16 protein-coding genes are annotated in these 18,879 nt (G+C 68.3%); 11 read left to right on the top strand and 5 right to left on the bottom strand.

What is annotated here, in order from left to right; translation table 11 throughout:
• Positions 1–65 precede the first annotated feature (65 nt).
• The 10 genes from AC3WRI_RS07195 to AC3WRI_RS07150 all read left to right on the top strand — a co-directional run bounded on the left by AC3WRI_RS07195 (position 66) and on the right by AC3WRI_RS07150 (position 10,565).
• A complete protein-coding gene (locus AC3WRI_RS07195) occupies positions 66–953 on the top strand; it encodes a CorC family transporter (protein ID WP_010813864.1) in 888 nt (295 codons plus the stop codon).
• A complete protein-coding gene (gene lnt / locus AC3WRI_RS07190; protein WP_010813865.1) occupies positions 950–2,560 on the top strand; it encodes an apolipoprotein N-acyltransferase in 1,611 nt (536 codons plus the stop codon). Before AC3WRI_RS07195 ends, lnt begins: the two co-directional genes overlap by 4 nt.
• Before the next feature lie 591 nt (positions 2,561–3,151).
• On the top strand, positions 3,152–4,099 hold the full coding sequence (gene glyQ, locus AC3WRI_RS07185) for a glycine--tRNA ligase subunit alpha (RefSeq protein ID WP_010813866.1): 948 nt from the start codon (positions 3,152–3,154) through the stop codon (positions 4,097–4,099).
• Positions 4,096–4,725, top strand: a complete 630-nt coding sequence (locus AC3WRI_RS07180; RefSeq protein ID WP_010813867.1) for a hypothetical protein — start codon at positions 4,096–4,098, stop codon at positions 4,723–4,725. The genes glyQ and AC3WRI_RS07180 overlap by 4 nt, the downstream gene beginning before the upstream one ends.
• Positions 4,726–4,761: 36 nt before the next feature.
• Complete coding sequence (glyS, locus tag AC3WRI_RS07175; RefSeq protein ID WP_011614554.1) at positions 4,762–6,885, top strand: glycine--tRNA ligase subunit beta; 2,124 nt, start codon at positions 4,762–4,764, stop codon at positions 6,883–6,885.
• A gap of 21 nt (positions 6,886–6,906) precedes the next feature.
• Positions 6,907–7,494: a D-glycero-beta-D-manno-heptose 1,7-bisphosphate 7-phosphatase gene (gene gmhB, locus AC3WRI_RS07170; protein WP_010813869.1), complete on the top strand. Its 588-nt coding sequence runs from the start codon at positions 6,907–6,909 to the stop codon at positions 7,492–7,494.
• Positions 7,495–7,534: 40 nt separating this feature from the next.
• Positions 7,535–8,299: a lysophospholipid acyltransferase family protein gene (locus AC3WRI_RS07165; RefSeq protein WP_011614553.1), complete on the top strand. Its 765-nt coding sequence runs from the start codon at positions 7,535–7,537 to the stop codon at positions 8,297–8,299.
• Positions 8,296–9,156: a M48 family metallopeptidase gene (locus AC3WRI_RS07160; protein WP_439668538.1), complete on the top strand. Its 861-nt coding sequence runs from the start codon at positions 8,296–8,298 to the stop codon at positions 9,154–9,156. The genes AC3WRI_RS07165 and AC3WRI_RS07160 overlap by 4 nt, the downstream gene beginning before the upstream one ends.
• Positions 9,157–9,239: 83 nt before the next feature.
• Positions 9,240–9,647, top strand: coding sequence for a lactoylglutathione lyase (gloA, locus tag AC3WRI_RS07155; RefSeq protein ID WP_010813872.1), 408 nt, complete (start codon positions 9,240–9,242; stop codon positions 9,645–9,647).
• Between the two features lie 12 nt (positions 9,648–9,659).
• On the top strand, positions 9,660–10,565 hold the full coding sequence (locus tag AC3WRI_RS07150) for a DMT family transporter (RefSeq protein WP_010813873.1): 906 nt from the start codon (positions 9,660–9,662) through the stop codon (positions 10,563–10,565).
• A gap of 52 nt (positions 10,566–10,617) precedes the next feature.
• Here AC3WRI_RS07150 and trpS read toward each other — a convergent pair whose 3' ends face one another.
• The 5 genes from trpS to AC3WRI_RS07125 are packed head-to-tail and all read right to left on the bottom strand — an operon-like array spanning position 10,618 to position 17,628.
• Positions 10,618–11,652: a tryptophan--tRNA ligase gene (gene trpS / locus AC3WRI_RS07145; protein ID WP_010813874.1), complete on the bottom strand. Its 1,035-nt coding sequence runs from the start codon at positions 11,650–11,652 to the stop codon at positions 10,618–10,620.
• Positions 11,653–11,708: 56 nt separating this feature from the next.
• A complete protein-coding gene (gene rsmA, locus AC3WRI_RS07140; protein ID WP_010813875.1) occupies positions 11,709–12,551 on the bottom strand; it encodes a 16S rRNA (adenine(1518)-N(6)/adenine(1519)-N(6))-dimethyltransferase RsmA in 843 nt (280 codons plus the stop codon).
• A 17-nt stretch (positions 12,552–12,568) separates the two neighbouring features.
• Positions 12,569–13,672 carry a 4-hydroxythreonine-4-phosphate dehydrogenase PdxA gene (pdxA, locus tag AC3WRI_RS07135; RefSeq protein ID WP_011614551.1) on the bottom strand — a complete coding sequence of 368 codons (1,104 nt, stop codon included), beginning with the start codon at positions 13,670–13,672 and terminating at the stop codon, positions 12,569–12,571.
• Positions 13,673–13,701: 29 nt separating this feature from the next.
• Positions 13,702–15,177 carry a peptidylprolyl isomerase gene (locus tag AC3WRI_RS07130; protein WP_011614550.1) on the bottom strand — a complete coding sequence of 492 codons (1,476 nt, stop codon included), beginning with the start codon at positions 15,175–15,177 and terminating at the stop codon, positions 13,702–13,704.
• Between the two features lie 9 nt (positions 15,178–15,186).
• On the bottom strand, positions 15,187–17,628 hold the full coding sequence (locus AC3WRI_RS07125; protein ID WP_439668536.1) for an LPS-assembly protein LptD: 2,442 nt from the start codon (positions 17,626–17,628) through the stop codon (positions 15,187–15,189).
• 216 nt (positions 17,629–17,844) lie between these two features.
• On the opposite strand from AC3WRI_RS07125, the gene AC3WRI_RS07120 reads away from it, so the two are divergent.
• Positions 17,845–18,879 (top strand): aminoglycoside phosphotransferase family protein, encoded by a 1,035-nt coding sequence (locus tag AC3WRI_RS07120; RefSeq protein WP_492292922.1) that lies wholly within the window; start codon positions 17,845–17,847, stop codon positions 18,877–18,879.

The following is an 18,879-nucleotide window of genomic DNA, read 5'->3' as shown; positions in this document are numbered from 1 at the left end:
CGTCACGGGACGGCCAAGCTTTTAGTGTATCCTTCAGACGATCTCCACCACGCGCTCGCCGCGAAATGAACGACCCTTATCCCAGTTCGAAGCCCGCTTACCTGAAGCAGGCCGATCGGCCCAGATCGCTTCTCGAACGCCTGTCAGACCTGATTTCCCCCGAGCCGGACACCCGCGCGGAATTGCTCGAAGTGCTCCAGGAAGCGCATGAGCGCAACCTGATCGACGCCGACTCGCTGTCGATGATCGAGGGCGTGTTCCAGGTCTCCGAACTGACCGCGAGCGACATCATGGTGCCGCGCGCGCAGATGGATATGGTCAATATCGCGGATGCCCCGGAGGCGTTCATCCCCTTCATGCAGCAGACCGCGCACTCGCGCTTCCCGGTCTATGAAGGCAGCCGTGACAACATCATCGGCATCCTGCTGGCCAAGGACCTGCTGCGCTACTACACCGACCCCGCCTTCGACCTGCGCGAGACCCTGCGCCCGGCGGTGTTCATCCCCGAGTCCAAGCGCCTGAACATCCTGCTGCGCGACTTCCGCATCAACCGCAACCATATCGCCATGGTCGTCGACGAGTATGGCGGCGTGGCAGGCCTGGTGACGATCGAGGACGTGCTGGAGCAGATCGTCGGCGACATCGAGGATGAGTTCGACCTGGACGAAGACCAGGACAATATCCTGCCGATGCCCGACGGCAGCTGGCGCGTGCACGGCCTGACCGAGATCGCCCAGTTCAACGACGCCTTCGGCACCGCCTTCTCCGACCACGATGTCGATACCGTGGGCGGGCTGCTATCCAACCACGTGGGCCACGTGCCCCACCGCGGCGAGGTCATCACCCTGCCGCCGATCCGCTTCGAAGTGCTGCGCGCCGACGCGCGCCAGGTGCACCTGCTGCAGGTGCACCGGGAATCCAACGGCGACAACGCGGGCGCGGCCGGCGCATGAAGCGTTCCGCCCCGATCCTCAACGGCGCCGCCGCTGCCGACGCCGCCCCGGCGGGCGTGCCTGGCACGCGCGCGCATTCGCGCACGGCGACCATGGCGCGGCTGCTGCTGGCCGGCGTGCTCGGCATCGCCCATACGCAAGCCTTTGCCCCCCATGACTGGTGGTGGCTGCAGATCCTGTCGCTGGCCGGCCTGGCCGCGCTGATGGCCGACGCGCCGCGCGCGCGCCTGGCCGCCGCCACTGGCTATGCCTTCGGGCTGGGCTGGTTCCTGTCCGGCATCTGGTGGCTCTATATCAGCATGCACGTCTACGGCGAGATGCCGGCGTGGATGGCCGCGCTCGCGGTGGTGCTGTTCTCGGGCTTCCTGTCGCTCTACCCGGCACTGGCCGGCGCGCTGTGGCATCGGCTGACGGCGCGCCTGCCCCGGGCCACGCTGCTGGCGCCGCTGGCCTTCGGCGCTGCCTGGGGACTCACCGAATGGCTGCGCGGCGTGGTGTTTACCGGCTTCCCGTGGCTGTCGGGCGGATATGCCCATGCCGATGGCCCGCTGGCCGGCTTCGCGCCGCTGCTTGGCGTGTACGGCATCGGCGCGCTGGCAGCCGCGGTGGCGGCACTGCTGGCGGCTGCAGTACGCGGGCTGGGTCGCGGCGAGCGCGGCCGGGCGCTGGGCGCCCTGGCACTGGCACTGGCCCTGCCCGCCGCGGGCGCCGCGCTGGCGCCGCTGGCCTGGACCACGCCCGCCGGCAAGCCGCTGTCGGTGCGGCTGCTGCAAGGCAACGTGGCCCAGGACATCAAGTTCGAGCCCGCCGGCATCCAGCGCTCGATCGAGCTGTACCGCGACATGATCACCGCCGCGCCGGCCGACCTCGTGGTCACGCCGGAAACCGCGTTCCCGGTCATCCTGCAGGAGCTGCCGGTCGACGTGGCCGTGGCGGTGCGCGACTACGCGCTGGCCAGCGGCACCACGGTGCTGTTCGGCGCCGCCGGCGCCGACTCGCCGGTGGACTTCACCAACAGCGTCTTCGGCCTGGGCCCCGAGACCGAACGCCTGTACCGCTACAACAAGCACCACCTGGTGCCGTTCGGCGAATTCATCCCGCTGGGGTTCCGCTGGTTCGTCGACATGATGAAGATGCCGCTGGGCGACTTCCGCCGCGGCGGGCTCGACCAGGCCTCGCTGCCGGTGCGCGGCGTGCGCGTGGCGCCCAATATCTGCTACGAGGATCTGTTCGGCGAGGAGATCGCGCAGACGCTGCGCCAGCAGCCGGCGCCGGCCAATGTCCTGGCCAACCTGACCAACCTGGCATGGTTCGGCGACACCATCGCGCTGGACCAGCACCTGCAGATCTCGCGCATGCGCGCACTGGAAACGCGCCGGCCGATGCTGCGCTCGACCAATACCGGCATGACCGCGGTGGTGCGTCCGGACGGCTCGGTGCAGCAACGCCTGCCGACCTTCACGGTCGGCACGCTGGCGGCCGAGGTGCAGGGCATGCAGGGGCTGACGCCCTATATCCGCTGGGGGAACGCGCCGGTGCTGGCGCTGTTTGCACTGGTGCTGGGGCTTGCTGCCTGGCGTGTGCGCAAACTGCGCGGTGCAGGCTGAAGGCACAGGCTGGCGCAGGCACCGGACCCGGCGGGATCGCCGCCGCCGTCCGGCGCTGGATTGCGGTGCCGGTGGTGGCGCCTCAGGTGGGCGCCAGCCGGTTCAGTTCAGCAGCCCGGTCGCCACGGACACGGTGGCCGCGGCGATCATGACCGCGATTGCGACCAGGTAAGGTTTGCGAGAAAGAAGTGCCATGATGCCAAGTCCCCATCAATAATCAGTTACCGACAAACGGCTACTGCGGTGCCAGCCAGCAGCCGCCGTGCCCGCCATGCCGGCACGGACTGTCAATCGCAACGCTCTGAAACGGGTTGCTTACTCATACTGTATACAAAAACGTTATCGGCCAGCAGCGGCCAAACCTGAAATCCGCCTCGGTATTTTCCCGATGCGTTGCGTAGGACCGACATTGGCGGACATCCTCCACCATCGGTGCGTGACCTAGCCGGCCCCGCCAAACGGGGCGCCTCGCCAAAAAGCCGATAGAATTCAGGGTTTGGCAAAATCCGCATGCGCCGGCTCCGGCACGCGCCGCGCGGCCTGCATGCCGGGCGCCGCGACCGCGCCCGGGTGCCTCTACCTAGTCTTCATATGCTGACCTTCCAACAAATGATTCTGACCCTGCAGGCCTATTGGGACCGGCAGGGCTGCGCGCTGTTGCAACCCATCGATCTGGAGGTCGGCGCCGGCACATCCCACGTACACACCTTCCTGCGCGCGCTCGGCCCCGAGCCGTGGCGTGCCGCCTACGTGCAGCCGTCGCGCCGCCCCAAGGACGGCCGCTATGGCGAGAACCCCAACCGCCTGCAGCACTACTACCAGTACCAGGTGGTGCTCAAGCCCGCGCCGGAGAACATCCTGGAGCTGTACCTGGGCTCGCTCGAGGCGCTCGGCCTGGACCTGAAGCAGAACGACATCCGCTTCGTCGAGGACGACTGGGAGAACCCCACGCTGGGCGCCTGGGGCCTGGGCTGGGAAGTCTGGCTCAACGGCATGGAAGTGACGCAGTTCACCTACTTCCAGCAGGTGGGCGGGATCGACTGCAAGCCCATCACCGGCGAGATCACCTACGGCATCGAACGCCTGGCGATGTACCTGCAGAAGGTCGAGAACGTCTATGACCTGATCTGGACCGAGTGGGTCGAGAACGGCGAGACGCGCCGCCTGACCTATGGCGACGTGTACCACCAGAACGAAGTCGAGCAGTCGACCTACAACTTCGAGCACAGCAACACCGAGATCCTGTTCCGCCATTTCGCCGAGCACGAAGGCGAAGCCAAGCGGCTGATGGGCAACGGCGATGGCGCCGAGGAAGGCCAGGCCGCCGGCACGCGCCTGGCGCTGCCCGCCTACGAGCAGGTGCTCAAGGCCGCCCACACCTTCAACCTGCTGGACGCGCGCGGCGCGATCTCGGTGACCGAGCGCGCGGCGTATATCGGCCGCATCCGCAACCTGTCGCGCCAGGTGGCGCAGGCCTACTACGACTCGCGCGAGGCCCTCGGCTTCCCGATGTGCGGCAACGGCGGAGCCCGGGCATGACGCAACTGGCGCGCAGCGCGCTGTGCTGCGCCATGGCGATCGCCGCGCTCGCCGCCGCCGGCAATGCCATCGGCGCGCGCGCGCAGGCGGCACCCAGCGCGCAGGTGCTGATGCTGCCGGCCGAACTGAGCAATGTGTGCGAGGCCGATCCGCAGGCGCTGCAGCTGGCCATGGCGCGCCAATGGCGCCCGTCGCTGAACGCGCTCGACCAGTGGGCGCAGCTGGTGCGCTCGTTCTCGTGCGACCTGTCCGGCCAGCGCGACCTGGGGTGGCACCGCGTGCCGCTGCGCGCCTATGAAAGCGCGATCCGCTACCCGCTGACGTGGGTGGAGATGGAGACCCGCAACGGCCGCACCCGCCGCACGGTCAAGACTTACTATTCGGCGGCGCAGCTGCCGCCGAAGATCGATTTCTGGGTGGGCGGGCGCATCGACGAGATCCGCTACGACAAGCGCCTGCGCCGCATCGACGCACGCTTCCCGGCTGCAGGCAGCCGCGGCGGCAGCAACGGCGCGGCCAGCGCCGCGGCGGCCGCGCAATGCGCCTACACCACGCTGCAATTCCGGCAACAGAACGGCCTGTGGCTGCTGTCCGGAGTGGAACCTAATCTTTCGCCGCGCTGCTGACAAGCGGCGCGCGCTACAACCTGTTGGATACGATTCATGTCGCAACCCATGACCGACTCGCTGCTGATCGAACTGTTCACCGAAGAGCTGCCACCCAAGGCGCTGGCGCGCCTGGGCGACGCCTTCGCGCAGGGCCTGTTCGCCGGCCTGGGCGAGCGCGACCTGCTTGAGCCGGGCGCCACCGTGACGCCGTTCGCCACCCCGCGCCGCCTGGCCGCGCTGGTGTCGGGCGTGCGCCGCAGCGCGCCGGACCGCGAGCAGCGCGAGAAGGTCCTGCCGCTGTCGGTGGCGCTGGACGCCAACGGCGAGCCCACCGCGCCGCTGGCCAAGAAGCTGGCTGCGCTGGCCAAGTCGGTCGGCGTTGCCGAGATCGACTGGCAGTCGCTGGAGCGCGCCTCCGACGGCAAGGCCGAGGCCTTCTTCTACCGCTATACCGCGCGCGGCGCCGAACTGGCTGCCGCGGTGCAGGCAGCGCTGGAAGACACCATTGCGAAGCTGCCGATCCCCAAGGTCATGAGCTACCAGCGCCCGGACGGCAGCACCGTGCATTTCGTGCGCCCGGCGCACAGCCTGATCGCACTGTTCGGCGCCGAGATCCTGCCGGTGACGCTGCTGGGGCTGCAGGCCAGCAACCTGACCCAGGGCCACCGCTTCCTGTCGCATGGCGTGATCGAGATCGCGCATGCCAATGATTATGCGCAGCGGCTGGAATCCGCCGGCCACGTGGTCGCCAGCTACGCCGAGCGCCGCGAGCGCATGCGCGCCGCGCTGCTCAAGGAAGCCGGCGCCGACCAGGTGATCATGCCCGAGTCGCTGCTCGATGAAGTCAATTCGCTGGTGGAATGGCCGGTGGTCTATGCCTGCCATTTCGAGGAAGCCTTCCTGGCGGTGCCGCAGGAATGCCTGATCCTGACCATGCAGACCAACCAGAAGTACTTTGCGCTGACCGATGCCGACGGCCACCTGCGCAACCGCTTCCTGATCGTGTCGAACCTGGCCACCGAGACGCCGCAGTCGATCATCACCGGCAACGAGCGCGTGGTGCGCCCGCGCCTGGCCGATGCCAAGTTCTTCTTCGACCAGGACCGCAAGAAGACGCTGGCGTCGCGCGTGCCGCAGCTGGCCAGCGTGGTCTACCACAACAAGATCGGCACCCAGCTGGACCGCGTGCAGCGCCTGCAGCAGATCGCCGGCCATATCGCTGACGCCCTCAACGGCAGCGGCGTGCCGACCGACAAGGCCGCCGCGATGCGCGGCGCCGAACTGGCCAAGGCCGACCTGCTGACCGACATGGTCGGCGAGTTCCCCGAGCTGCAGGGCACCATGGGCACGTACTATGCCCGCCACGACGACGAAGCCGAAGACGTGGCACTGGCCTGCTCCGAACACTACCGTCCGCGCTTTGCCGGCGATGCGCTGCCCGCAGGCGCGGTCAGCACCGCCGTGGCGCTGGCCGACAAGCTCGAGACCCTGGTCGGGATCTGGGGCATCGGCCTGCAGCCCACCGGCGAGAAGGATCCGTTCGCACTGCGCCGCCATGCGCTGGGCATCCTGCGCATGCTGATCGAAAAGCCGCTGGCGTTGTCGCTGTCGTCGCTGCTGGCGCTGACGCAGCAGGCCTTTGCCGGCATCGCTGCAGTCAAGCCGGCACCCGACGCAATCGCCGACTTCCTGTACGACCGCGTGCGCGGCTACCTGAAGGACAAGGGCTACACCACCAACGAAGTCGAGGCCGTGGTCAGCCTGCGCCCGGACCAGCTGCACGACATCCTGGGCCGCATGGAAGCCGTGCGCACCTTTGCCGCGCTGCCCGAGGCCGAGGCCCTGGCCGCCGCCAACAAGCGCATCACCAACATCCTGCGCAAGAACACCGAGCCAGTCGGCGCGGTCGATCCGGCGCTGTTCCGGGAAGAGGCCGAAGGCGCGCTGCACGCCGCCATCGAGCGCGTGCGCCCGGCCGTGGAAGCCGCCTTCGCCAGCGGCGATTTCACCGCCGCGCTGCGCGACCTGGCCCAGCTGCGCGATGCCGTCGACCGCTTCTTCAATGATGTGATGGTGATGGCCGAGGATGCGCAGCTGCGCGCCAACCGCCTGGCGCTGCTGGCTTCGCTGCACGCGATGGCCAACCGCGTGGCCGACATCTCCAAGCTGGCCGCCTGATCTCAGCCACCGGAGCCGCACATGCCGCAGACGCCGCCCAAGTTTGTCATCCTGGACCGCGACGGGGTGGTCAACCTCGACAGCGACCAGTTCATCAAGACGCCCGATGAATGGGTGCCGATCGACGGCAGCCTGGAGGCCATCGCCGCGCTGAACCAGGCCGGCTACCGCGTGGTCCTCGCCAGCAACCAGTCCGGCATCGGCCGCGGGCTGTTCGAGATGAGCGCGCTCAACGCCATGCACGAGAAGATGCACACGTTGCTCGCGCGCCTGGGCGGGCGCGTCGACGCGGTGTTCTTCTGCCCCCATACCGCCGCGGACGGCTGCGACTGCCGCAAGCCCAAGCCCGGCATGCTGGAGCAGATCAGCGAGCGCTTCGGCATCGAGCTCCGCGGCGTGCCCATCGTTGGCGATTCGCTGCGCGACCTGGAAGCCGGCGTGGCGGTCGGTTGCGCGCCGCACCTGGTACGCAGCGGCAAGGGCCAGAAGACCCTCGACCAGGGCGCCCTGCCGCCGGGCACGCAAGTGCACGACGACCTGCTCGCGTTTGCGCGCTGGCTGACCGGCAACGGCGGCGCACAGCGCCCACCCACTCATAGCGCCGGCTGACCGCCCGCATCCATTCCCTATTCGCACCCCCGCCCCCCGCATGACGTTTCTCCGTTCCCTGTTGTTTGCGCTGTACCTGCTGGTGCTGACGCCGCCGTACGCTTGCGCCTGCTTCCTGGTGTTCCCGTTCATGAATGCCGACCAGCGCTTCCGCTTCGTGCGCGGCTGGCCCCTGCTGGTGATCTGGGCCGCGCGCGGCATCTGCGGCATCCAGTACCGCATTGAAGGCCATGAGCATATGGACGTGATGCTCGACAAGCCGGTGGTGCTGCTGTCCAAGCACCAGTCAGCCTGGGAAACCGTGGCCTACGTGGCGCTGATGCCCAAGCCGCTGTGCTTCGTGTTCAAGCGCGAGCTGCTGCTGGTGCCGTTCTTCGGCTGGGCGCTGGGCATGCTGAAGATGGTCCATATCAACCGCAAGGAAGGCACCCGCGCCTTCGCCTCGGCCGCGCGTCAGGGCCGCGAGCGGCTGGCCGAAGGCGCCTGGATCATCATGTTCCCGGAAGGCACGCGCACGCCTTCGGGCCTGGAGAAGGCGCGCTACAAGAGCGGCGGTGCGCGCCTGGCGGTGGAAACCGGCGCCTGGGTGCTGCCGATGGCGGTCAACTCGGGCCGGGTGTGGCCGCGCAATTCGTTCCTGAAGCACCCGGGCATGGTGACGATCTCGGTTGGCCCGGCGATCGCCTCGGCCAACAAGACCGCGGACCAGCTCAACCAGGAGGTGGCGGAATGGATCGAGCGCGATATGCGCCGCATCGATCCGCAGAGCTACCGGAGCGCGGCCCCGGGCGGGCCCGCCGCATGAAGCTGCTGCGACCCGCCACCGACGCCGACGGCGCGCAGCTGGAGCTGCCGCTGGCGGAGTCCGCCCAGGCGCCGCAGCCTGCGGCCCCGCCTGCGCCGGAGCCGCCGCAGCAGCCCGCCTGGCCGGTGCCGCAACCCAATGCACGCCTGCTGCGTATCGGCGAACGGCCGCTGCACTACACGCTCAAGCGCTCGGCGCGCCGCACCATCGGCTTCACCATCGACGACCGCGGCCTGTCGATCACGGCGCCGCGCTGGGTCACGCTGGCGGACATCGAGTCGGCCATCCTGGAAAAACAGCGCTGGATCTTCAACAAGCTGGGCGAGTGGCGCCACCGCGAGTCGCGCCGCGTCCTGCCCACGGTGCAATGGCGCGACGGCGCCAGCCTGCCCTTCCTGGGGCAGCCGCTGACGCTGTCGCTGGAGTCGCCGCTCGGCGCGCTGCTGTTCGATGCCGACCGCCGCGTGCTGCACCTGGCGCTGCCGGGCCATGCCGACGAGCAGCAGATCAAGGACCGCGTGCAGGGCTGGCTGCAGCAGCAGGCACGCCGGCTGCTGGCCGAGCGCCTCGATATCTACGCCGACAAGCTGGGCGTGCGCCACACCGGCTTTGCGCTGACCTCGGCTGCCACGCGCTGGGGCAGCTGCACCGCCGACGGCAAGATCCGGCTGAACTGGCGCCTGATGCATTTCCCGCTGTCGATGATCGACTATGTCGCCGCGCACGAGCTGGCGCACCTGAAGGAAATGAACCACGGCCCGCGCTTCTGGCAGACCGTGGAATCGATCTTCCCCGAGTTCCGCGATGCGCGCGCGCAACTGCGGGCACACCCGCCCGAGCTGTTGCCGACTTTCTGAGCGGGCGGGAGCGGGCCGGTACGTTTCGGCCAAACGCACTAAAATGGCGCCTTCCTATACCTAAAACAGTTGAAGGCCCTCAAATGCGACTCCTCCACACCATGCTGCGCGTCGGCGACATGCAGCGCTCCATCGATTTCTATACCCGCGTGCTCGGCATGCAGCTGCTGCGCCAGAGCGACAACCCTGAGTACAAGTACCGCCTCGCCTTCGTCGGCTACGGCCCCGAGAGCGAGACCGCGGTGCTGGAGCTGACCTACAACTACGGCGTCGACCAGTATGACCTGGGCACGGCCTACGGCCATATCGCGCTGGAGACCGACGATGCCGCGGCCGCCTGCGAGCGCATCCGCGCCGCCGGCGGCAAGGTCACGCGCGAAGCCGGCCCGGTCAAGGGCGGCACCACCGTGATCGCCTTTGTCGAAGACCCGGACGGCTACAAGATCGAACTGATCGAGCGCCATTCGACCCGCGACGCCAGGCGTCCCTGACGGACGCTGGCGATGAGCACGCAAGCCCTGACCCGGCAGCCGCTCGACGGCATCGCCGTGGGCCTGATGGTGGTGCTGTGCGCCGCCTGGGGCCTGCAGCAGGTGGTGATCAAGGTCACCGCGCCGGTGATGGGCGCGGTGCTGCAGGCCGGCGTGCGCTCGGCGGTGGCGGCGTTGCTGGTGTTCGGCTTTGCCGCCTGGCGCGGCACGCCGCTGTGGCGGCGCGACGGCACGCTGAACGCCGGCTTGCTGGCCGGGCTGCTGTTCGGCGCGGAGTTCTTCTGCATCTTCGTCGGGCTGGGACACACCACGGCCTCGCGCATGGCGGTGTTCCTGTACACCGCACCGATCTTCACCGCGCTGGGCCTGCATTTCGTGGTGCCGGGTGAGCGGCTCCACACCTGGCAATGGCTGGGCGTGGCGCTCGCGTTCGCGGGCATGGCACTGGCCTTTGCCGATGGCATTGCCGCGCCGTCGGCGCAGGGCAGCACGCTGCCGGGCGATGCGCTTGGCATCCTCGCCGGCGCACTGTGGGCCGCCACCACCTTGGTGGTGCGCGCCAGCCCGCTGGCCAGCGCCCCGGCCAGCAAGACCCTGCTGTACCAGTTGGCGGTGTCCGCGGTGATGCTGCTGGCGATGGCGGTGGCCGCCGGCCAGACCGCAACCGTGCAGATCGACGGGGTGGTGCTGGCGAGCCTGTTCTACCAGTCAGTGCTGATCGCGTTTGCCAGCTACCTGACCTGGTTCTGGCTGCTGCGGCGCTACCTGGCGTCGCGGCTGTCGGTATTTTCCTTCCTGACGCCGCTGTTCGGGGTCGCCTTCGGCGTGGTGCTGATGCACGACGCGGTGGGCCCGCGCTTTGCCGTGGCGGCACTCCTGGTGCTGGCCGGCATCGTGCTGGTCAATCGCCGCGCCTGAGCGGCGCGGCAAGCGCAATACTGCGGCGGCCGGAGCCGCCGCTGCCTGACGCTCAGCGGCGTGCCTCGAACGAGAACATGCCGAGCGCGTCGCGCACTTCGTCCAGCGTCTGCTGGGTCAGTGCGCGTGCCTTCGCGGTGCCCTGGCGCAGGATGTCGAACACATAGTCCGGATCCTTGGCCAGTTCTTCGCGGCGCGCGCGGATCGGGGCCAGCATGTCCTGCAGGATGCCCTCGACGCGGCGCTTGAGCACCATGTCGCCCAGGCCGCCCTTCCGGTAGTGCTCCTTCAGCGCCTTGACTTCCTCGGTGTTGGGGTCGAACGCATCCAGGTAGGTGAACACCACGTTGCCCTCGACCTGGCCCGGGTCCGACACGCGCAGGTGGTTGGGGTCGGTGTACATGCTGTGCACCGCAGCCTTGATCTGCTCGGGCGAAGCCCCCAGCGCGATCGCGTTGCCCAGCGACTTGCTCATCTTGGCCTTGCCGTCGACGCCAGGCAGGCGGCCGAACTCGGGGATCAGGGCCTTGCATTCGGGCAGCACTTCGCGGCCGACCTGGTGGTTGATGCGGCGCACGATCTCGTTGGTCTGCTCGATCAGCGGCGCCTGGTCTTCGCCCACCGGCACCACGTGGGCCTTGAAGGCAGTGATGTCCGCGGCCTGCGATGCCGGGTAGCACAGGAAGCCGGCCGGGATGTCGCGGCCAAAGCCACGCGCCTGGATCTCTTCCTTGATGGTCGGGTTGCGCTCGAGCCGCGCCACCGTGACGAAGTTCAGGTACATCAGCGTCAGCTCGGCCAGCGCCGGCAGGTGCGACTGCACGGTGATGGTGGTCTTGGCCGGGTCGATGCCCACGGCCAGGTAGTCCAGCGCCACTTCCAGCACGTTGCGGCGCACCTTGTCGGGATCGTGCGCGTTGTCGGTCATGGCCTGGGTGTCGGCCAGCAGCACGTATTGCTCATGCGTGTCCTGCAGCGTCACGCGGCTCTTCAGCGAGCCGACATAGTGGCCAAGGTGCAGCGGGCCGGTGGGACGGTCGCCGGTCAGGATCACGGGACGCCGGTTGGTTTGGGTCTGGGCTGTCATGGGACGGTCTTGCACGAAATAGTCGCGGGAAATTCGGGAATCGGGATGCGCGGGCCTCAGGCGGCCTGTCCGGCCCGGCCGGATGGCGTACCACCGAGGCGCCGGGCCAGTTCGACATATTCGCCGACGGGCACTTCCTCGGCGCGGCGGCCGAGGTCGAAGCCCATCGCATCGAAGTCGACCTGGTCGCGCAGGAACGAGAGCGTGTTGCGCAGCACCTTGCGCCGCTGCGAGAACGCTGCAGTGACCACGTCGCCCAGCACGGTGATGTCGCAATCGGCATGCGGCGAACGCAGCCGGCCGTCGCTGTGGCGCGGCCACGGGATCATGCGGACCACGGCGGAATCGACCTTGGGCGGCGGATTGAAGGCGCCCGGCGGTACGTCCAGCACGTGTTCCATGTAGTAGCGCACCTGCAGCATGATCGAGAGCCGGCCGAAGGCCTTGCTGCCGGGTTCGGCCACCATGCGCTCCACCACCTCTTTCTGCAGCATGAAGTGCTGGTCGCGCACGTGGTCGGCGAAATCCATCAGGTGGAACAGCAGCGGGCTGGAGATGTTGTACGGCAGGTTGCCGACGATGCGCAGCGGGCGGCCGGGCACGGCGAGCTTGTCGAAATCGAACGCCAGCGCATCGCCGGCGTGGACCTGCAGGCGCTCGCCATAGCGGCGGCGCAGGCGCTCGACCAGATCGCGATCCAGCTCAACCACCTGCATCTGCGGGATCCGTTCGAGCAGCGGGTCGGTCAGCGCGCCCAGGCCGGGGCCGATCTCGACCAGCACGTCGTCGGCCTGCGGGCTGATGGCATTGACGATGCCGTGGATGATGGTGTCGTCGACCAGGAAGTTCTGCCCGAATCGTTTGCGGGCCACATGGCCCTGGTGCACGTTTGAACGCATGGGTTATTCGTCCGGCTTCAGCATGGCGGCTGCAGGCCGGAATGGGTGTGGCCAGGATGGCTGCCCGTGGCACCGTTGCTGCCAGGGCGCCGGCCATTGGCGTGGCCGGCCATGGTGACCGCACTGCGGATGGCCTCGATCATGCTGCCGTGTTCGGCCTGGCCGGTGCCGGCAAGGTCGAGCGCGGTGCCATGGTCCACCGAGGTGCGGATAAAGGGCAGCCCCAGCGTGATATTCACGCCGTGGCCGAAGGTGCCGTATTTCAGTGGCGCCAGCCCCTGGTCATGGTACATCGCCAGCACGCAGTCGGCATCGCGCAGGTGGCGCGGCTGGAACAGCGTGTCGGCCGGAAAGGGCCCGCGCGCGTCGATGCCGGCATCTTTGGCCTGCGCCAGCGCGGGCGTGATGATGTCGATCTCTTCGCGGCCCATATGGCCGCTTTCGCCGGCGTGCGGGTTCAGGCCCGTGACCAGGATGCGCGGCCGCGAGATGCCGAAGTAGCGGCGCAGGTCGGCATCGATGATCGACAGTGTCTGCACCAGCAGCGGCACCGACAGCGCATCGGGCACCGCGCGCAGCGGCAGGTGGGTGGTGGCCAGCGCCACGCGCAGCATGGCGCCGTCGTGCGCGGGCTGCGGACCGGCCAGCATCATCACCACGCGCGGCACGCGGGCGCTCTCGGCCAGGTATTCGGTATGGCCGGTGAAGGGGACGCCGGCGTCGTTGATGGTGCTCTTCTGCACCGGCGCCGTGATCATTGCGGCATACCGGGGCGCGGCCTTGCCGCGCGCGCGGCAGCCGCGGATGGCGGCATCGAGCAGCTTCAGCACATAGGGGCCGTTGCGCGCGTCGAGCCGCCCGGCCTCGCACGCGACCGCCAGCGGGATGTCCTCGACCACCACGTCGCCGTCGGCAATGCGCCGCTCCCAGGCGTGCGTGGCGCCCAGCGCCGCGGCGCGATCGGCCAGCAGGCGGGCATCGCCCAGCACATGGAAGCGGTATTGCCCGCCGCCGACGCCATTGTTGGCGCCCGCCAGCTGCAGCAACGCCCCGATGGTGATATCGGGACCGATGCCGGCGGGTTCTCCGGTCGAGATGGCAAGGGCTAGCGGGTCGGGCATGTCAGGTCAGCGGATCGGGGACCGGCGCTTCAGCGCTGCCGGTTGACCCGGTACTCCACGTACGCCTGCGAGCGCAGCTGGCGCACCCAGTCATCATAGGCTGCGCGCAGCTTCTGTTCGCGGACTTCGGCACGGGCGAAGTCGCGCTGCTTCTCGGGCGACATCTCGGTCTCGCGCCGGTTGAGCACCTGGATCAGGTGCACGCCGAACTGCGTGACCACCGGCTCCGAGATCTCGTTCGGGCGCAGGCGGCTCATCGCCTGCTCGAACTCGGGCACCAGCTCGCCCGGCGAGACCCAGCCGAGGTCGCCGCCGTTCTGCGCCGAGCCGTCCTGCGAGAAACGCTTGGCCGCGTCGGCAAAATCGCCGCCGTGGGTGATGCGGTCGCGCAGCGTGCTGAGCTGGCGGCGCGCCTCGGCTTCGGGCATGTTGGGGCCGGTGCGGATCAGGATGTGGCGCACCTGGGTCTGGGTGATCTTCGAGGCCGCGGCCGGGCTGGATGCCGGCGCCGCGCGCTTGGCCACCAGCTTGACCACATGGAAGCCCGCCGCGCTTTCCACCACCTGCGGCGCCACCCCGCCAGCCTGCAGGTCGACCACGGCGTTGGCGAACAGTGCCGGCAGGCGGCCGATCTCGCGGAAGCCCATCGCGCCGCCCTGGGCCGCCTCGGGGCCCTCGGAATTGGCCTGCGCCAGCTGCGCGAAGTCGGCACCGCCCTGGGCCTGCTTGAGCAGCCCTTCGGCCTTGGCGCGCTGCGCCTGCTTCTGTGCGTCCGAGGCATTCTCGGGCACGCGCACGAGGATCTGCGCCACGTTGTATTCGGTCGGGCCGCTGGCGGCGCCCTGGCCGCCGCGCGCCGCCAGGTAGTTGTCGATCTCGCCGTCGTAGACCTGCACCTTGGAATCGACCTCGCGCTCGCGCAGGCGGATCACCTGTACCTGCTTGCGCAGTTCCTCGCGGTACTTGGTCCAGGTCATGCCACTGGCCTCGACGCGGCGGCGCAGCTCGGTCGCGTTCAGCCGGTTCTGCTGTGCCACCGATTCGATGGCGCGGTCGATTTCCTGGTCGGTCACGCGGATGCCGGCCTCCTGTGCGGCCTGGGTCTGCACGCGCTCCATTACGAGGCGCTCGAGCACCTCGCCCAGCAGGTCGGCGCGCGCGGGCACCGGGCGGCCGGCGGCACGCAGCTGGCCTTCGATCTCGTCGGCACGGTCGAGCAGCTCGCGCCGCGTGATCACGCTGTTGTTGACGACTGCCACCACTTCGTCGACCAGTTGCGAACGCTTCTGGCCGCCGGCCTGGGGCACGCCCAGCTTGGGCTGGCTCGACGGCGTCGCGACGTCAGACGCCTGCGGCACGAAGATGCCACTGGAGCGCGGCGCCGTCCCGGGCGCCTTGAGCTGCGCGGCAGCCGGCACCGTCATGGCGGCCAGCACGGCCGGCAGCAGCAAGCGATGCCAGGACGTCAGGAGAAAGGAAAACACGGCGAATTCTTGACGTTTCATCGTAATCCGTCATTCATAGTGATCGAACTGGGTCGTCGGCACCGGCTTGGCCGACACGGGCTCATAGCCGGGCACGTTCAGGCGCAGGATGTTCAACGGGTTGGAACCGATCTTGGAAAGGCCACGGAACTCCACCTGCAGGAAGACCCGCCCGGTGTAGCCTTGCGTGGTGTTGCGGAAGCGCTGGTAGACCACGCGGCCGACCCAGCAGTCGGCGGCGTACTCGACGCCGGCCAGCGCATCGACCATCTGGCTTGCGGCCAGGTCGAAGGCAAAGCGTGCGATGCCGTAGGCACGGCGCGTGATCGGCCACTGGCTTGACACCTCGAACTGGTCGATCGCGGTGTTGTCGGTCACCGAGGTCGGGCGGCGGTAGCGGTAGCCTGCGTTAATCACCTTGCGCGACTCGGGCCGGTAAGAGACCGCCACGTTGCCGTAGTTGATCCGGTCGCTGTCCGGGTTGTACTGCACCCCCGCGTCCAGGTAATAGCCGCGGAACATCTGGATGGTGGTGGCCGCCAGCAGATCCGAGAAACCCGCCTTGGGATCCGCCAGCGTGCCGTTGATCTGCACGCGCTGGCCGGTGAAGTCGTAGCGCTGCGCGATGGTGCCGCGGAAGCGCTCGATTCCGGTGTCGGCTTCGATCAGGCGCGTGGTCAGGCCGCCGGTCAGCTTGTTGTTGTCGGCAATGCGGTCGTAGCCAGAGAACGGATTTTCGGTAAAGATGGTTCCGTATCCGAAATCCGCTTGCACCGTGTCGAACAGCGGGAACTGGCTCTGGTCGTGGAACGGCGTGTACACGTAGAACAGGCGCGGCTCCAGCGTCTGCACATAGTTCACGCCAAACAGGCGGCTGATGGTTGGCGCGTCGCGCTCAAAAGTCATGCCAGAATCCAGGCTGACAGTCGGCAGCGCGCGCGAGAAATTATTCTGCGCGGTCGGCGTGTTGGTGGCCGCCTCCATCTGGTACTGCGCCGCATTGAAGCTAACCTTCGGCGTCACGTACCAGCCCGCCCGCACGATCGGGTAGCTGATGCTCGGCTGGATAAACATGCGCTCGCCCTGCGGCTGCTGGAAGCCGGTGGACGTCAGCGGAATGCGGAAGCGCGTGTAGTCCGCTTCCACCTGCACGTCGAAGCCGCCCAGGTCATAGCGGATGTACTTGCCGTTGAGCTGCGGCACGCGCTCGTATGACGGTTCGCTTGGACGCAGGGTCTGGAACTTCTGCACCCGCGCGAGTACCGTGAAATCCTGCCAGTTGTAGGTAACGCCGCCTTCCTGCGCGTACTGGCGCAGCGTCGATTGCGCCACGCTGCGGTTGAAGTCGTCCGGATACTGATCGTCGGACACCCGGTTCAGGTTCAGGTAGGCATTGAGACCCTTGGCCAGGTTCTGGTTGTGCTGGAACGAGTAGGCCCAGCGATTCGAGTTGGTCTTCTTGTCGTCGGGCAGGAACTCAGCGCGCAAGCGTCCGGAGTAGCCCTGGCCAAGGTAGCGATACTCGCCGCCAAGCTGCAAGCCGCGCTCCGTCATCAGCCGCGGATAGATGGTCAGGTCGCGGTTTGGCGCAATATTGACGTAGTACGGCGTGGTCAGGTCGAAGCCCGCACGCGAACTGTAGCCCATCAGCGGCGGCAGGAAACCGCTGCGGCGGTCGTCGTTCAGCGGAAAGCTGAACGCCGGCGCCGCAGCGATCGGCACGCCGAAGAAATTCAGCACGCCGCCGTAGGCCACGCCCACCTGGCGGTCGTTGTCCAGGTCGATCCGGTTCGCGCTGAAATACCAGTCGGCGTTGTCCGGCGAACAGGTGGTGTATGACGCGTGCCTGGCGGTGCTGCGGTCCTTGTCCAGGAAGTCGATGCGCTCGGCCTTGCCCGAGCCGCCGGTCTGCTGGAAATAATAGTCCGGCGACAGCATATAGCCTTCGTTGGCCTCGACCTTCATCCGCGCCTCGGGACCGACCGCCAGCGTGCCGCTGCGCGACATGCGCACATTGCCCTGAGCAAAGGCTTCGTCGGTGTCCTGGTCGTAGGTCAGCTTGTCGCCCTTGATCGCACCGCCGTCACGGCGCAGCTCGGCATGGCCTTCCAGCTCGACGCCGCGCTCGCTGTAGCCGGTCATGCGGTCGGCCTCGATAAAGGTCGGGGCGTCGGAGCCGGCGTCAGACTGTTTGCCGGGTTCGGCAAGCCGCGGCACCAGTTCGCCGGATTCCACCGGAAGCGGCGGCGCTTTCGGCGCGGCTTCGAACACCGGCTCGACCTGGTCGAGATCGGGGATCGCCGAACCGGACATCTGCGCGTGTGCGCCGGCCGACAGGCTGGCCATGGCCAGCACCAGCGGCCGCAGTGCGCCCGCGTGCAGGCCGCCGGCGCGCCTGGCTCGGGCAGGAACGCTGGTTGGGGCAGGCGAAGGCAAGGCCCTGTTGTTCGGTGATCGTCGTTGTTCGGTCATTCGCACGGGTTGTCAGTCTCGGCGTCGGCTGCGGCCCGCCTGCAAGCCGCCAGCCCCCGCCGGAGCAGGCTGCGGGGCACCGAATGGCCCCACCCGGGGGCCGCCCGGCGCCCGGGTCTGGTCGGGTATTATACGGGGCAACCTAGGGTCGCCTTCCCGCTTACTTTCGGTTTCATTTACGTTTCCACTCTGCGCCCGTTCCCCACACGTATCTGTATGGCAGCTCTCCCCCACGACCCGCGCCTGGACCAGCTCAAGGCCTGGGTATCCGGACTTGGCCCGACTTGGTCCGCCGATCCCGATTCCTGCGCCCCCGCCTCGGCCGACGCCAGCTTCCGGCGCTATTTCCGCGTCAGCACCGGCCATCCGGCGCATCCCACCGCCATCGTGATGGACGCCCCGCCGGCGCACGAGGACTGCCGCCCGTTCATCCACGTATGCGGGCTGTTCGGCGCGGCCGGCGTGACCGTGCCGACCGTGCTGGCGCAGGACCTGGAGCAGGGTTTCCTGCTGCTGGCCGACCTTGGCAACCAGACCTACCTGTCGCGGCTCGATGACTCCACCGCCCACGCCATGTACGCCGACGCGGCCGCCGCGCTGGTCCGCATCCAGGCCGCCACCCACCCCGGCGAACTGCCGGCCTACGACCGCGCGCTGCTGCAGCGCGAGCTCGACCTGTTCCCGCAGTGGTATGTGGCCAGGCACCTGGGCGCCACTCTGACCGAGGCCCAGCAGGCGGACCTGCGCGAAGTGACTGAAGCGCTACTCACCAATATCCTTGCGCAGCCGCAGGTCTACGTGCACCGCGATTTCCACTCGCGCAACCTGATGGTGCTCGATGGCGGCGCCAACCCGGGCGTGCTCGACTTCCAGGACGCGGTGATCGGCCCGATCACCTACGACGCGGTCTCGCTATGGCGCGACGCCTATATCGAATGGGACGAGGAGCAGCAGCTGGACTGGCTGATCCGCTACTGGGAGCGCGCGCGCAAGGCCGGCCTGCCGGTCAGCGCCGACTTTGGCGAGTTCTATCGCGATTTTGAGTGGATGGGCCTGCAGCGCCACCTCAAGGTGCTGGGCATCTTTGCCCGCCTGTACCACCGCGACGGCAAGGACGGCTACCTCGCCAACCTGCCGCTGGTGATGAAGTACACCCGCCAGGAGGCCGGCCGCTACACCGAACTGCGCAAGCTGATCCGGCTACTGGACGCGCTCGAAGGCGTGGCCAGCCCGGCCGGCTACACGTTCTGA

This window comes from Cupriavidus sp. FW305-27, from assembly GCF_058787995.1.
Note: the sequence above shows the minus strand (reverse complement) of the source record. Positions and strands in the feature narration are given on the sequence as shown.

What these genes read in the sequence shown, in the direction of transcription:
- AC3WRI_RS07195 (WP_010813864.1), top strand. Translation starts at nt 66, where the DNA reads ATGAACGACCCTTATCCCAGTTCGAAGCCCGCTTACCTGAAGCAGGCC.
- lnt (WP_010813865.1), top strand. Translation starts at nt 950, where the DNA reads ATGAAGCGTTCCGCCCCGATCCTCAACGGCGCCGCCGCTGCCGACGCC.
- glyQ (WP_010813866.1), top strand. Translation starts at nt 3,152, where the DNA reads ATGCTGACCTTCCAACAAATGATTCTGACCCTGCAGGCCTATTGGGAC.
- AC3WRI_RS07180 (WP_010813867.1), top strand. Translation starts at nt 4,096, where the DNA reads ATGACGCAACTGGCGCGCAGCGCGCTGTGCTGCGCCATGGCGATCGCC.
- glyS (WP_011614554.1), top strand. Translation starts at nt 4,762, where the DNA reads ATGTCGCAACCCATGACCGACTCGCTGCTGATCGAACTGTTCACCGAA.
- gmhB (WP_010813869.1), top strand. Translation starts at nt 6,907, where the DNA reads ATGCCGCAGACGCCGCCCAAGTTTGTCATCCTGGACCGCGACGGGGTG.
- AC3WRI_RS07165 (WP_011614553.1), top strand. Translation starts at nt 7,535, where the DNA reads ATGACGTTTCTCCGTTCCCTGTTGTTTGCGCTGTACCTGCTGGTGCTG.
- AC3WRI_RS07160 (WP_439668538.1), top strand. Translation starts at nt 8,296, where the DNA reads ATGAAGCTGCTGCGACCCGCCACCGACGCCGACGGCGCGCAGCTGGAG.
- gloA (WP_010813872.1), top strand. Translation starts at nt 9,240, where the DNA reads ATGCGACTCCTCCACACCATGCTGCGCGTCGGCGACATGCAGCGCTCC.
- AC3WRI_RS07150 (WP_010813873.1), top strand. Translation starts at nt 9,660, where the DNA reads ATGAGCACGCAAGCCCTGACCCGGCAGCCGCTCGACGGCATCGCCGTG.
- trpS (WP_010813874.1), bottom strand. Translation starts at nt 11,652, where the DNA reads ATGACAGCCCAGACCCAAACCAACCGGCGTCCCGTGATCCTGACCGGC.
- rsmA (WP_010813875.1), bottom strand. Translation starts at nt 12,551, where the DNA reads ATGCGTTCAAACGTGCACCAGGGCCATGTGGCCCGCAAACGATTCGGG.
- pdxA (WP_011614551.1), bottom strand. Translation starts at nt 13,672, where the DNA reads ATGCCCGACCCGCTAGCCCTTGCCATCTCGACCGGAGAACCCGCCGGC.
- AC3WRI_RS07130 (WP_011614550.1), bottom strand. Translation starts at nt 15,177, where the DNA reads ATGAAACGTCAAGAATTCGCCGTGTTTTCCTTTCTCCTGACGTCCTGG.
- AC3WRI_RS07125 (WP_439668536.1), bottom strand. Translation starts at nt 17,628, where the DNA reads ATGACCGAACAACGACGATCACCGAACAACAGGGCCTTGCCTTCGCCT.
- AC3WRI_RS07120 (WP_492292922.1), top strand. Translation starts at nt 17,845, where the DNA reads ATGGCAGCTCTCCCCCACGACCCGCGCCTGGACCAGCTCAAGGCCTGG.